The sequence below is a fragment of the Acinetobacter sp. UNC436CL71CviS28 genome, assembly GCF_000620525.1.
GTDB classification, from domain to species: Bacteria; Pseudomonadota; Gammaproteobacteria; order Pseudomonadales; family Moraxellaceae; genus Acinetobacter; species Acinetobacter radioresistens.
Genome location: NZ_JIBB01000004.1, coordinates 46,087 through 59,166 on the forward strand (window position 1 = coordinate 46,087; position 13,080 = coordinate 59,166).

General features: G+C 41.8%; 15 protein-coding genes. 8 read left to right on the forward strand and 7 right to left on the reverse strand.

Annotated features, from left to right (window positions below; translation table 11 throughout):
• Window positions 1-302 precede the first annotated feature (302 nt).
• Window positions 303-1,103 carry an RnfABCDGE type electron transport complex subunit B gene (locus N518_RS0103090; RefSeq protein ID WP_005019117.1) on the forward strand — a complete coding sequence of 267 codons (801 nt, stop codon included), beginning with the start codon at window positions 303-305 and terminating at the stop codon, window positions 1,101-1,103.
• Entirely contained in the window at window positions 1,100-1,816 is a 717-nt protein-coding gene (gene nth, locus N518_RS0103095) for an endonuclease III (RefSeq protein ID WP_005019116.1), read from the forward strand. Before N518_RS0103090 ends, nth begins: the two co-directional genes overlap by 4 nt.
• 7 nt (window positions 1,817-1,823) lie before the next feature.
• Here nth and N518_RS0103100 read toward each other — a convergent pair whose 3' ends face one another.
• From N518_RS0103100 to N518_RS0103115, 4 genes are all read right to left on the reverse strand, one after another.
• The gene (locus N518_RS0103100) at window positions 1,824-2,009 is read right to left on the reverse strand and encodes a hypothetical protein (RefSeq protein WP_005019115.1); all 186 of its coding nucleotides are present in this window, start codon (window positions 2,007-2,009) and stop codon (window positions 1,824-1,826) included.
• Between the two features lie 91 nt (window positions 2,010-2,100).
• A complete protein-coding gene (gene adk, locus N518_RS0103105) occupies window positions 2,101-2,760 on the reverse strand; it encodes an adenylate kinase (protein ID WP_005019114.1) in 660 nt (219 codons plus the stop codon).
• Window positions 2,761-2,866: 106 nt separating this feature from the next.
• Window positions 2,867-4,180: a hypothetical protein gene (locus tag N518_RS0103110; RefSeq protein WP_005019113.1), complete on the reverse strand. Its 1,314-nt coding sequence runs from the start codon at window positions 4,178-4,180 to the stop codon at window positions 2,867-2,869.
• A gap of 60 nt (window positions 4,181-4,240) precedes the next feature.
• Entirely contained in the window at window positions 4,241-4,753 is a 513-nt protein-coding gene (locus N518_RS0103115; protein ID WP_005019112.1) for a hypothetical protein, read from the reverse strand.
• Between the two features lie 238 nt (window positions 4,754-4,991).
• Between N518_RS0103115 and mrdA the strand changes: the two genes are divergently transcribed.
• A complete protein-coding gene (mrdA, locus tag N518_RS0103120; protein ID WP_017400822.1) occupies window positions 4,992-7,004 on the forward strand; it encodes a penicillin-binding protein 2 in 2,013 nt (670 codons plus the stop codon).
• 2 nt (window positions 7,005-7,006) lie between these two features.
• Entirely contained in the window at window positions 7,007-7,558 is a 552-nt protein-coding gene (gene rsmD / locus N518_RS0103125) for a 16S rRNA (guanine(966)-N(2))-methyltransferase RsmD (RefSeq protein ID WP_005027266.1), read from the forward strand.
• Between the two features lie 19 nt (window positions 7,559-7,577).
• On the opposite strand, the gene N518_RS0103130 is transcribed toward rsmD, so the two are convergent.
• Window positions 7,578-7,814: a hypothetical protein gene (locus tag N518_RS0103130; protein WP_005027268.1), complete on the reverse strand. Its 237-nt coding sequence runs from the start codon at window positions 7,812-7,814 to the stop codon at window positions 7,578-7,580.
• A gap of 320 nt (window positions 7,815-8,134) precedes the next feature.
• On the opposite strand from N518_RS0103130, the gene N518_RS0103140 reads away from it, so the two are divergent.
• The gene (locus tag N518_RS0103140) at window positions 8,135-8,896 is read left to right on the forward strand and encodes a 3-oxoacyl-ACP reductase (protein ID WP_005027272.1); all 762 of its coding nucleotides are present in this window, start codon (window positions 8,135-8,137) and stop codon (window positions 8,894-8,896) included.
• Between the two features lie 143 nt (window positions 8,897-9,039).
• On the forward strand, window positions 9,040-9,363 hold the full coding sequence (locus N518_RS0103145; protein WP_026055455.1) for a hypothetical protein: 324 nt from the start codon (window positions 9,040-9,042) through the stop codon (window positions 9,361-9,363).
• Between the two features lie 242 nt (window positions 9,364-9,605).
• Here the strand turns inward: N518_RS0103145 and N518_RS0103150 are convergent, their stop codons facing one another.
• Window positions 9,606-10,187, reverse strand: coding sequence for a 1-acyl-sn-glycerol-3-phosphate acyltransferase (locus N518_RS0103150; RefSeq protein WP_010699851.1), 582 nt, complete (start codon window positions 10,185-10,187; stop codon window positions 9,606-9,608).
• A 283-nt stretch (window positions 10,188-10,470) separates the two neighbouring features.
• On the opposite strand from N518_RS0103150, the gene N518_RS17180 reads away from it, so the two are divergent.
• Both N518_RS17180 and N518_RS0103160 read left to right on the forward strand, forming a co-directional pair.
• Window positions 10,471-10,614: a hypothetical protein gene (locus N518_RS17180; RefSeq protein WP_005019096.1), complete on the forward strand. Its 144-nt coding sequence runs from the start codon at window positions 10,471-10,473 to the stop codon at window positions 10,612-10,614.
• 224 nt (window positions 10,615-10,838) lie between these two features.
• Window positions 10,839-11,336, forward strand: coding sequence for a copper resistance protein NlpE (locus N518_RS0103160; RefSeq protein ID WP_005027279.1), 498 nt, complete (start codon window positions 10,839-10,841; stop codon window positions 11,334-11,336).
• Window positions 11,337-11,414: 78 nt separating this feature from the next.
• On the opposite strand, the gene N518_RS0103165 is transcribed toward N518_RS0103160, so the two are convergent.
• Entirely contained in the window at window positions 11,415-13,019 is a 1,605-nt protein-coding gene (locus N518_RS0103165; protein WP_005027281.1) for an isocitrate lyase, read from the reverse strand.
• Window positions 13,020-13,080 lie beyond the last annotated feature (61 nt).

Genomic DNA, 13,080 nt, shown 5'->3' on the forward strand with positions numbered 1-13,080 from the left:
TGTGCAAAAATTTACTCAAAGTGATATATTTTGGCGCAAATTATTAAATATCGTTTACACTGCTAGCACAAGACTTTTTTAAAAAAAGTTTAATTAAAATGATAATTAAATTACTTTTTTTTATGAATTATATCACTTTTAATCATAATTCTGATCAGTTAATCACTTGTCAATATTACCCATTTACTGAAACATTACAGTGAAACTCGGCAAATTATAGCGCTGAGATATGTTAAAATACTATTTCTGATCAGGCATTTTTCTGCTTTTCCTGTTTTTTGCTGTGCACTTATGATTTGACCATGAATTCAACCATTTCCATGATTCGCCAAATTGATGCCCTTCTACCACAAACCCAATGCGGACTATGTGGGCATCGTGATGGATGCCTGCCTTATGCGCAGGCTATTGCTGAAGGTGAAGCCGCCAATAAATGCATTCCTGGGGGGCAGCCGGTAGCAGATGCTTTGGCAAAACTGCTCGATCGTGGAGCACTAAAAGCTGAAGAAAGTGTCTGGCCAATTCAGGCGGATGGACGTCCGCAACGCATGAAAGCAGTAATTCGTGAAGATGAATGTATTGGTTGTACCAAATGTATTAGTGCTTGCCCAGTGGATGCCATTATAGGCAGTGGTAAGCTCATGCATACTGTATTGACTGACCTGTGTACTGGCTGTGAATTGTGTATTCCCCCCTGCCCGGTTGACTGTATCGACCTGATTGAAGATGTTCAGCCCTTGCCTACAGAAGATTTACGGATTCAGGAGCAGAACGATTTACGCCGCCGTTATTATGCGCATATCCAACGTGAGGAAACTCGACGGATGTATCGGAAAGGTCCTGTTGTACGTGCGGAGATCGACAGCGAACTGTTTGCACGCTTCTCCCAGCAGACTGATGCAGTTCCAGCGATTGAAGTAAAACAGAAAGATATATCTGTTCAGAACACGGTAAGTGCACAGACAACAATTGAACTCGCCAAAATACGTACACAGATTAAAAAACTGGAAAAACAGCTCTCTGTACGTGAAGATGCACAAAAACAGACACAGCTAATAGAATTAAACCGGCAGTTACAGGCTCTACAGGAATCGTCAAAATGAGTACAGTAACCAGCAAACCTGTAAAAAAAATGAATAAAAAACAGGTTTATACTTTTTTTGAGCGTTTACGCCAGCAGCGCCCTCACCCTACCACCGAACTCAGGTTTTCTAGCCCTTTTGAGCTACTGGTTGCAGTTACACTTTCGGCTCAGGCTACGGATGTAAGTGTAAATAAAGCAACCGACAAACTTTTTCCTGTGGCTAATACTCCGGAGGCCATCTATGCCTTAGGTGTCGAGGGTTTAAAAGCCTATATCAAGACAATTGGCCTTTATAATGCCAAAGCAGAAAATGTGATTAAAGCCTGTAAAATTCTGATTGAACAGCATAATGGCCAAGTTCCAGAAACTCGTGCAGAGCTTGAAGCTTTGCCTGGTGTAGGCCGTAAGACAGCCAATGTAGTACTCAATACCGCATTTGGGCAGCCGACTATGGCTGTAGATACTCATATTTTTCGAGTAGGTAACCGGACTGGCCTCGCACCAGGTAAGAACGTACTAGAAGTCGAGCAGCAGCTATTAAAAGTAATACCGAAAGAATTTATAGTTGATGCACATCACTGGCTGATTTTACACGGTCGTTACACCTGCATAGCACGTAAGCCAAAATGTTTTGAATGTGTGGTGGCCGATGTATGTAACTGGCCGGACCGTTATGCCTTGGGCGCAGAACAGGCCATCACCACATTAATTCCACAACTTTCAGATAAGTAAGATATTTTTATTTCTTCTGCTTTTGCTGTGCCTGAAGTTTAGGATGCAGTCGACGTTTAGGCGCTGGTCTGTTGGCTTTTTCCTGAGCTTCCTGCTTTTCTACAGCACGTAACATTTTTTGACTTTGATAAAGTAAGGCCAGCAAGATAATAAAAAAAACAATGACCAAGATAATCAAGCCAATTTTCAGCATTGATCCATCCTCTGCTCTGCATAAAATAAAAGAGCCCTAATATGGCTTAGGACCCTTTTAAAGTCAAAAGAATCTCGAGCTTACCCGAGTTTTATTTGGTCTGGTCTAAAATAGCAAACAGTTCAGTCTGAACTTCATCAATAGCACGCAAGCCATTTAATTTATTATAAGTTGGCGCATTTTCACCAGAGGCGGCACGGCCTTGATAAAAACCTACCAGCTGCTCAGTTTCAGTATGATATGAACCTAAACGCTTACGAATAGTTTCTTCAAGATCATCCGGACGCTGTACCAGATCTTCACCAGTTTCATCATCCTTACCTTCTACCTTAGGCGGGTTATAGACGATGTGGTATACACGGCCAGAGGCAGGATGCTGACGACGACCAGAAAGACGTTTTACAATTTCTTCGTCCGGCACATCGATTTCAATGACATGATCGATGGCTATGCCTTCTTTTTCCAGCGCTTCAGCTTGCGGAATGGTACGAGGAAAGCCGTCAAAGATACAACCATTTTCACAATCTGGCTGAGCAATGCGTTCTTTAACTAGTCCGATGATCAGCTCATCAGACACCAGACCACCAGCATCCATCACACTTTTAGCTTTAAGACCTAATTCAGTACCTTCACGAATTGCAGCACGGAGCATATCACCGGTTGAAATTTGTGGGATATTGTAGCGCTTACAGATCAACTGAGCCTGAGTGCCTTTGCCTGCTCCAGGTGGTCCGAGTAAGATAATGCGCATAAAAAAACATCCTCATTTTAACAATGTATTCGACATTTACATAATAACTAGCGTTGTAATTGTCATTTCTTGTGGCGACTCTTTATAAGAAGGAAGCCATCAACAATTATAAAAAGGCGACAAACAAATGTATTAAACCAGCGAAAAATCCGGTTACACCGCCCAATACAATCAGAATCCACTCATCTTCCTGAAACGCAGGGCGTAACAGGTTCTGGAATTCTTTAGGCGTCAATTCGCGAATACGGTCTCTAAACATTTGATAGATCTTCTGTGCACGGCTCGCATTGAATGCCGGGTCACACACAGGCACCATCGTAATTTCAATTGAGCGATCGATCAAGTCTGTCTTGAGTCTTGCGTATTCTTTTGGCCCTAAAGACAGCTGTAACGATGTCCGAACCAGCGGAGTTTCCATAATTTCATTAATATGACGTTTTACAATACGACGGGTTTTCTCTCTACGGGTACCGTACATCATTTCGGTCATAATCGATTTTAAAGTAATGAGGTCTTCAGTCACTACTCTTGCAAATACATCAGAGACCTCATCCTGACGCTTCATAAAAGCGCCTTGCATATTATAACGGCCTATACGCAAGACAGGTACAATCCACGGGAATTTACGGTCTTTAGTTAAACGGAATAACTGTGGATAGCGAATGTAATGTGGCTCTACCGGGTTAAACACCATCCAGATTGCAATCCAGTTGGTCAGGAACCCCCAGATGGATGCCCAGAAAGGAACTGTCCAGTGCCAAGGCACTACAAACCAGACAATCATCTGGAAGATACCAAAAAACATACCAATCAGGGCACTAATATGCCAGATAAAGTTAATCTCTTTCTGGCCAACTTTCAGAAACATGCGAACCATGAGCAAACGGTCACCTTCCATCTGGCGAACCACCATCTCACGCATATTGACTAGAGATTCTACATTGAGGGTAAGCTCAGTGACCAGGTCATGCAGAACAACCGGAAGCTGCTTATGGGCCTGTGCGTAAATACGGCGTTTAATTGAATAAGGCAGATTTTCCCAGAGCACAGCATTACGGTCCAGCATAACCTCATCAATCAGGTGTTCCAGTTCAAAACCAACCTGCTCACCAATAATACGTGCCATATCGGCTGGGTCCATTGCCTCGAGAAACTCTTGAAGCGACCCAAGTTTAGATAAGGTATTGTCAGTGATAATGCCCGAAATACGGCCAGCTTTACGCGGCACAATTCCTTGCCAGCCAATTGGAATAGGACCTAAGTAAAAGCCCCAGAAATTGATTGGATAAAACACCATTTTCAGTGCCATCCAGACATGGGCCCAAGTAACAAAAGCTGTGACAGGAATAATGCTGAGCACGGCCCAAAAATCAGGTCGATTTGAAAAGGTTTGCCACAGTTCACTGACGTACTCTAACATGCATGACTCTCGTATTTATTTCTATTCGCTAAATTATTCACGTTATCAAGTTCGCTATTTTTACTTCAGGCCAAAACTCAGGGTGTAAGAAAATTGTAGTTGAGGTTCAGTATCGGCAGTTACTTCACCCGCCTGGTTCTTAAACTTTTCTGCCGCTCCCAGTCCGACACTTAAAGTACTGATCCGTTCAGGACTGAGCCAGACATATGCTAAATCTATACCAGCACCTAAACGAGACTTGTACTCGTTATTGTTAAATTGACTGTCGAGATGTCCCAGATAGGCACCGATATAGTAACCGTTTTTAGCTTCTCCGGTGAAATAATATGGATAACGGAAGCCAACTTGGGCACCAAACGGATTATCATCGTCCAGAAAAACACCAGCTTTAGTGTAAGCAATACCATATTGATTAACCCATTCAGCATTTAGATGAAGAAGCTCCTGGGTTATCCCTGCGCCTACATTCCAGCTAGCAGCGTCCCCTGCTCCCAGCTTGGCCTGAAGTAAATTTTGGGCATGGGCAGCATTCACCAGCACAAAGAGTGCCAGTAAGGGATAGATTTTTCTCATTATTTTCTCCATTTTCCCTGTAAAAACAACAGCAGTCCAGCTGGCCTAACTCCTGACTTTAACAGAATTAATATGCTTGTTATATACAGCACTTTAGAATTTTGCTGTCTATAAAGTCAAAGAATGGGCAGCTTATTTATTTTTTACTTTATTTAAAAATAACTGATCATTCCAAATGATGATAGGCTAAAATAGCCGGTCATTTGTTCTCCCTGTACGTTTGGTCAAAGTACGCCGTATGAAGCAGCATTTCCCCCTTAAAAATGAACAGCAGGAAAAGCGGATTTATCGTAGCCGCATTTTCATCACAATGGGTATTGTGGCGTTCTTTTTACTTTTACTCGCAGGACATTACGCATATTTGCAGATTGCGCATTATGACGAGTTCAGTACAGCTTCAGATAAAAACCGTATTCGCCTGCAACCGATTGCACCTGCCCGCGGCTATATATATGACCGAAACGGTATTCTTCTGGCTGATAATTATCCGGTATTTTCAGCGACCATGAGCCGTGCAGATATCGAAGATATTGAGGCTACGCTGGCGCGTCTTACTCCAGTTTTAAGTCTGACTCCTGAAGATATTGCCCGTTTTGAAAGCCGAATCAAAGCTTCCAGAAAAACTGAACGTGTGGCAATCAAAATGAATCTGACCGAGACAGATATTGCCAAGTTTAGCGAATTAAAATATCAGTTTCCGGGAGTCAATATTGAAACCCAGATGACTCGTTATTATCCACATGGTGACCTATTTGCCCATGTTATTGGTTATGTGGGCCGGATTAATGATAAAGAACTTAAGAAAATTGATAAAGATCTGTATGCCGGCACCAACCTGATTGGAAAAATTGGTGTTGAAAAGTCCTATGAAGAACTGCTGCATGGTATTCCTGGGAACGAGTCAGTTGAGGCAGATGCACATGGTAATGTGTTACGCAATTTGGGACGTAAAGACCCGGTTCGTGGTAATGACCTTTACCTCTCTATTGATTATGGCCTGCAAGTGGTTGCCACAGAACAGCTGGCTGGCCGTCGTGGCGCCATTGTTGCCCTTGATCCTCGTACTGGTGAAATTCTGGCGCTGGTTTCCAGTCCCAGCTTTAATCCGAATTTATTTGTAACTGGTATCAGCCATACAGACTATAGCGGTCTCCGTGATAATCTGGACCAGCCTTTATATAATCGTGCCGTACAGGGAGCTTATCCTCCAGGTTCAACCATCAAACCCATGTTTGGATTAGGTGGTATTCATTATGGTTATGTCGACTGGAATACTGCTATTTCTGATCCAGGTTACTTTACTTTGCCCGGTGACAGCCACCGTTTCCGTGACCATAAAAAAACTGGTCATGGCATGGTAAATTTGCATAAAGCTCAAAATGTATCATGCGATACTTACTTTTATGTGCTTTCTTACCGTATGGGTATTGAGAAAATGAATGCCTGGATGCGTCAGTTTGGTTTTGGTGAAAAAACTGGCGTAGATCTGCCTAGCGAAAGCGAAGGTCTGTATCCTAATCCTGAATGGAAAATGCGTACCCGTAAAGCAAAATGGCTTAAAGGTGAAACAATTTCAGTCAGTATTGGCCAAGGTGCATTTACTGCCTCTCCCCTACAACTGGCTCTTGCCACAGCTATTACGGCCAATCAGGGCTCCCGGGTAACGCCTCATGTTTTACGTGAGACCCGCGGGACCAAAACTTACCATGTGCATAACGGCACCAATGGAAAAATCCAGTTTAATGGAACACCTGAAGACTGGATCAAGATGCGTGAGGCCATGGTGGATGTAATTCAAACCGGTACAGGTAAAGGAATCCGTAGTGGCCTGTCTTATCACATTGCCGGAAAAACAGGGACAGCACAGGTTAAAAGTATTGCACAAGGCAAGCGTTATAATGAATCCTTGCTTACTGAACGCCAGCTTGATCATGGCTTATTTGTAGGATTTGCACCTGCTGAAAATCCTGAAATTGCCATTGCGGTAGTTTGGGAAAATGGCCGTCATGGTGGTTCCGCTGCACAGCTCGCCCGCCCCATTTTCGATTACTGGCTGGTCAAAAAAGAGAAAAATCCGATCCGCCCAAGTGCACACCAGATCAGCGGTGGCTTGATGACTGCCGGTATTAAACCGGCAGAGCTACCTAGTGGTACTACAGGCCTCCCTTCACCTGAAACAGCATCCGGTACAAACCAGCCTGTTGTTCAATCCAATACGGTCAGCCGCGTACAAAATGTAGAGAGTGATTAAAGATGAAAAACCAGCTCCGCATTATTGGTGGTGAATGGAAACGGCGTCAACTGCCATTTGCCAGTATTGAAGGCTTACGGCCTACCCCAGACCGGGTACGTGAAACGCTGTTTAACTGGCTCATGTGGGAAATCCAGAATGTCCATGTTCTAGATATCTGTGCAGGTTCCGGTGCACTTGCTTTTGAGGCTTTATCACGCGGTGCTGCTTCAGTTGTTATGATTGAACCCAACACTATACAGGCCAGCTTCCTTCAGCAAAACCGTCAGCTGTTAAAAGCTGAAAACAGCCAGCTCAAGATTGCGACTGCACAACAGGTTTTACCTACACTTCAACAAAGCTTTGATGTAGTGTTTTTAGACCCTCCCTATAGCTTGGACTTGTGGCAGGAACTTGCTGAGCTAGCTGATCCACTCATTAAAGATCAGGCTTATATTTATGTAGAAGCAGATCGGGAGTTACAGCGGCTCCAGTTGCCTGTGAACTGGCAACTGCTTAAGCAAACTAGGGCTGGCACAGTAAGAGCCGGTCTTTACCAGAAACAGAGTAAATAACGTAGACCTAGTTCTATTGTTATGGCCGTAGGTTACGGTTTCCCTGTAAACGGCTCCCCCGACCAGACTGGATAAGATTAGGTCGTGGCCGGCCATTTTTAACATCTTCAGTCATCCGGCTGTTTCCAGCCTGTAAATTAAAATGGTACACCGGTGAAGAAGATTTTACAGACTGTTCCGGATAATCATTCATATGCGCCGCAACAGCTCCACTGAATACCGCCATGGTTAACCATAGTAAGAACAGCTGCTTCATCTTACCTCCTGAATTACTTATTAATAAAAAATGAGTATGAAAGGGTTTTATGAAGAATTAGCCAATACAATGTTGCCGAATCTTTCAGTCTCTTTAAGCTCTGCAAACTTTCTTCACTTTTTGTTCATTATTTATTTTTATATTAAATTACAGATATTTAAAATATTATTTCCAACTTCTAATTTAAAAGAAGAATTACAATGGCGTATATCAGCCCATTACAGGCCGAATGCGATTTCAACAGGGTTTAAAATAGCTTTCATTTTTATCTTTTACCCATAAATTGCTATTTTAACTAAAAAGTTACAGGACAAAGTTATATGAATATTCAAGAACAGGTAGTACTGGTGACGGGAGGAGCCCGTGGTTTAGGCATAGCGATCACTCAAGCATTAGTGAGTCAGGGAGCCCGTGTAGTAGTTAACTATATGAGCAGTCATGAAACAGCACGACAGTTACAACAAGATTTTCCAGAACAGATTTTTATTTATCAGGCTGATGTGACCAATTCTTCTCAGGTACAGGCCATGTTTAAAGCTGCTAAACAGCATTTCGGGCAGGCAGTTAACTCGGTCATCAATAATGCCTTGGTTCAATTCCAGTTTAATGGGGATGCGCGTCCCAAAATAGAAGAGCTAAGCTGGCAGACAATACAAAACCAGTTTGAAGGTGCAGTGAAGGCCGCACTAAATACTACGCAAGCTGCATTTACTGATATGAAAGCCGAACATTTTGGCCGTATTATCAATATTGGTACTAATCTGGTTCAGAATCCGGTAGTCCCCTATCATGACTATACTACTGCAAAAGCTGCATTATTAGCCTTTACCCGCACTGCTTCACATGATTTAGGGCCATATGGTATTAATGTAAATATGCTTTCTGGCGGCCTGTTACAAGCTACAGACGCCAGCCGAGCCACACCAGATGAAGTCTTTCAACTTATCGCAGCCTCTACACCACTACGAAGGGTGGTTACACCTCAAGAATTTGCAGATGCCATTTTAATGTTTTTGTCCCCATTTGCACGTGCAGTGACGGGCCAGAATCTGATTGTGGATGGTGGATTAGTTAAAGGATAAGACGACTCTGTTTAATAAATTTAGGAATACTGCTGATTTATTCAACAAGCAAACACAAAATCTAGAAAATTTTACTGCTCTCAACAGCAGTATAAACAGGAAGTCGTTACAATACCGCCCTTTTTATGCTGCATGAAAAAGTAATGAAAATTTTAGCATTATTTTCCAGCCTAATCCTTTTGACTGGCTGTTCATTTGGCTCATCCGCTGAGCTTAAACGAGCAGAAAAGCTGTTCAGCCAGTTTGAATGTAATAATATTGAAAGTACTCAGATTACCCATAGCGATATTAATACTTATCACCAGCAGTCTCTTGGAGCCACTAAAGCCAAAGTAAGAAGCTATATAGAAAATTATAAGGATGGAGAAGCAGAGCTCGATATGCCTCTTGATGAAGTTGTAGCACAACAATATCAACTTTATAAGGCGGCTTGCGAATCGTTAGGGGGAATTAGTCCAGATGAATAAAGTGGGAGAATTTATAATTAAGGTTTTAAGACTTAATACCATGCCCATATTAAAAAATAACGGATTCTATTATTGTTAAGTTCTCTGCTGCTTATACTTGGCGCTGAAACAACATAATCACTCTTCAACCTAGTAAACTCGTTTTATTATGCTAGAACAAGCCATTAGGACTACCATTAAGATATATTTTATAGAAAACAGACTTGAGTCTGTTTTCTATATTCAGGAAAAAGTAAGCAAAATCAATTTAGATAACGTACATCAACACTGAACTTTTCTGGAAATTTAGGCTCGATATTGGCATAAAACTGCATAATTTCCTGCATATCCTGCTCATAATTTCCAGTCGGGTAAATGATTTTACCGACTCCTGCCCGTTTCTTTTGATAGTCCATATAAGCAAGCGCAATTGGAACACCGGCAGTCATTGCAATATGATAAAAACCAGTTTTCCAGTTTTCTTGCTTGGCTCGTGTGCCTTCTGGTGTTACCAGCATTACCAGATGAGGATGTTCTTTAAACAGGTCAGCCATCAGCTGCACCATACTTGCCCGGGCTTGTCCTTCTTTTTTTGGACTGCGGTCAATTCCAATACCGCCCATAGCACGAACAAACGGTCCTAGAGGAAACTTCATATAACTGTCTTTAATAGTAATACGTACATTAACCCCTAAAACTTTTAAGGCCAGCCGGGCATAAACAGCATCCCAATTACTGGTATGCGGCGCAGCAATCATTACACACTGTTCAAGACCTTGTGGCCATTGATTATCTGTTTCCCACCCCATCAGGCCCAAGCTATATTCTGCAATTTTTCTTAACACTCAAGCTTACCCACTTTCTAAAAGGAGGCAGATTCTAACAATTTATTCTGTATAAAAGAGGGAGATTCAATCTAAATTTGATCAAAATACATGCAATTAATATATATATGTATAAATTTAATTTTTATCTGATCCAAGACTAATATAAGAATAATTTGCGAAATAAAATAGCGTTATTTTAGACCTAACATTGTTTAACACTTAAATACAGATCTCTACTCGTGACACAGACTTAATACTTCTATATTGAATCTATAAAATAGCCATGTTAGAGGTAATTCTTATGACTACACCAAATGCTGCGAATGATAATCCCCATGTTCAGCATACGGACAATACTCATGAAAAATTCTCTGAAAAAGAAGAACAACAGAAAGAACAACAGCAGAAAGAAATTGATAAAGGAATTCCTCAAAAGCAGAAATAACTTTGTACCAAGCTTCTAACTTCTAGTTGACCAGATCATTCCAACATAACCAAATTAGTTAAAGACAGGCCAGTTTTGGCCTGTAACTATTTTAGTAGCATTTTATTTACAGTGTTGTAGTAATTTCTAATGATGACCTATAAGTCGAAATACTTACTCTATTAAACTACTTATATCAATTTATCTATATAAATTATTTATTCACGAACTGCCAAGAGGGAATAATGAAAAAGACTATCTGTATTTTTGCGATCTCATCTATTTTCTTTACGGCCTGTAGTACAAATGAGCAGGCTACTCAACATTCTGAAAAGGATAATGACCGACATGCTACTACTGTAATGACGCCTACTCCATCGACTTCTCGTAAAGCTCAAATGGCGGATAGCGCCCATAATGTTGAAAACTCACTCGACTGGGAAGGTGAATATGAAGGTATATTACCTTGTGCTGACTGCGAAGGCATTAAAACAGAGCTGGAATTGCATGCCGATAAAACCTATGAATTAACAGAAGAATATTTAGGTAAAGGGCCAAATAATAAATTTAAGGTACGTGGGCTGTTCCATTTTGATGCTGCTAACCCTTCTCTAGTTGTACTGGATCAGGCTGGTGATCAGCGTAAATATTTTATTGGTGAAAGCTTTGCTGAATTGCGCGATCGCATTACTGGTGAAAAAATAGATAGCAAGCTGAATTACACCTTGAAGAAAGAATTTTAAAAAAATTTATTTTAGTTCTTTAACGTCGACCAAATAAAAACCCCGCAGAAGCGGGGTTTTTTTGAATCAGCTTAAACCTTAGTGGTTAGCAAACTGGTTCATTGTGTTTTTCGCATCGTCGCCCGCTTTAAGCGCGTTATCACCAGCGAAAATTTCTTTATGATCATCACCGATATCAGAACCCGCCATTGCTTGGTGTTTCACACAAGCGATGCCACCACGGATTTCTTTGCGCTGTACACCAGCAACATAAGCCAACATGCCTTCAGAACCGAAGTAACCTTGAGCCAGCTCATGAGTAGAGAGCGCAGCTGTATGATAAGTCGGCAATGTGATCAAGTGATGGAATACACCTGCTTCACGAGAAGCATCTGCCTGGAAGGTACGGATTTTCGCATCAGCTTCGGCAGCCAGTTCAGAATCGTCATACTCAGCGCTCATCAATTTAGCGCGATCATATGCAGAAACGTCCTTACCTTCAGCAACCCAACGGTCGTAAGCTTGTTGACGGAAGTTTAAAGTCCAGTTGAACGATGGAGAGTTGTTATAAACAAGCTTCGCATTTGGAACAACTTCTTTCACACGGTTAACCATGTGTGCAATTTCTTCAACGTTTGGTGTTGCAGTCTCGATCCACAGCAAGTCAGCACCGTTTTGCAGGCTGGTTACACAGTCAAGTACAACGCGGTCGATTTGAGTACCTTCACGGAACTGGTACAGACCAGATGCCAAACGTTTAGGACGGTGTAATTTACCATCACGTTTAATCAGGATTTCATCTTCTTGAGCTTCAGAGATATCAATTTCAGTTGTATCCAGGTAGCTGATGTATTGAGAAGCGATGTCGCCTGGCTCTTTAACCACTGGGATTTTTTGAGTCAGGTCAGCGCCTTCAGAGTCAGTACGTGCAACGATGATACCGTCTTCAAGACCCATTTCCAGGAATGCATAACGAAGCGCGTGAATTTTCGCAATAAAGTCTTCATGTGGAACTGTTACTTTACCAGCCTGGTGACCACATTGTTTCGCGTCAGAAACCTGGTTTTCGATTTGAAGTGCGCAAGCACCCGCTTCGATCATTTTCTTGGCAAGCAGGTAAGTTGCTTCTTCATTACCAAAACCAGCATCGATGTCAGCAATAATTGGTACAACATGAGTTTCGAAGTTATCAATCTGGCTAGTAATTTCAGCAACTTTTGCAGAATCACCCGCTTCTTTAGCTTTATTTAAAGCACGGAACAGATCATTCAGTTCTTTCGCATCGGCTTGACGCAAGAACGTATAGATTTCTTCGATCAATGCAGGAACAGAAGTTTTTTCATGCATAGACTGGTCAGGAAGTGGACCGAACTCTGAACGAAGTGCAGCAACCATCCAACCAGAAAGGTAGATATAGCGACGTTCAGTTGTACCGAAGTATTTTTTGTTCGCAATCATTTTTTGTTGTGCGATGAAACCGTGCCAGCAACCCAAAGATTGAGTATATTTGCTAGAGTCAGCATCATAAGCAGCCATATCACGACGCATAATAGCAGCTGTATATTTAGCAATATCTAAACCGGTTTTGAAACGGTTTTGTAGTTGCATACGAGCAGCATCTTCTGGGCTGATATCACGCCAAGTGTCGCCAAATTTAGCTTTTAATTCACGTACTGCATCTATCGCTGTTTGATATGTAGTCATGATATTTTCCTGTATTCATTTTAGGAGTTCATCAATCGAGGCACTAAATCATACTCGGTAT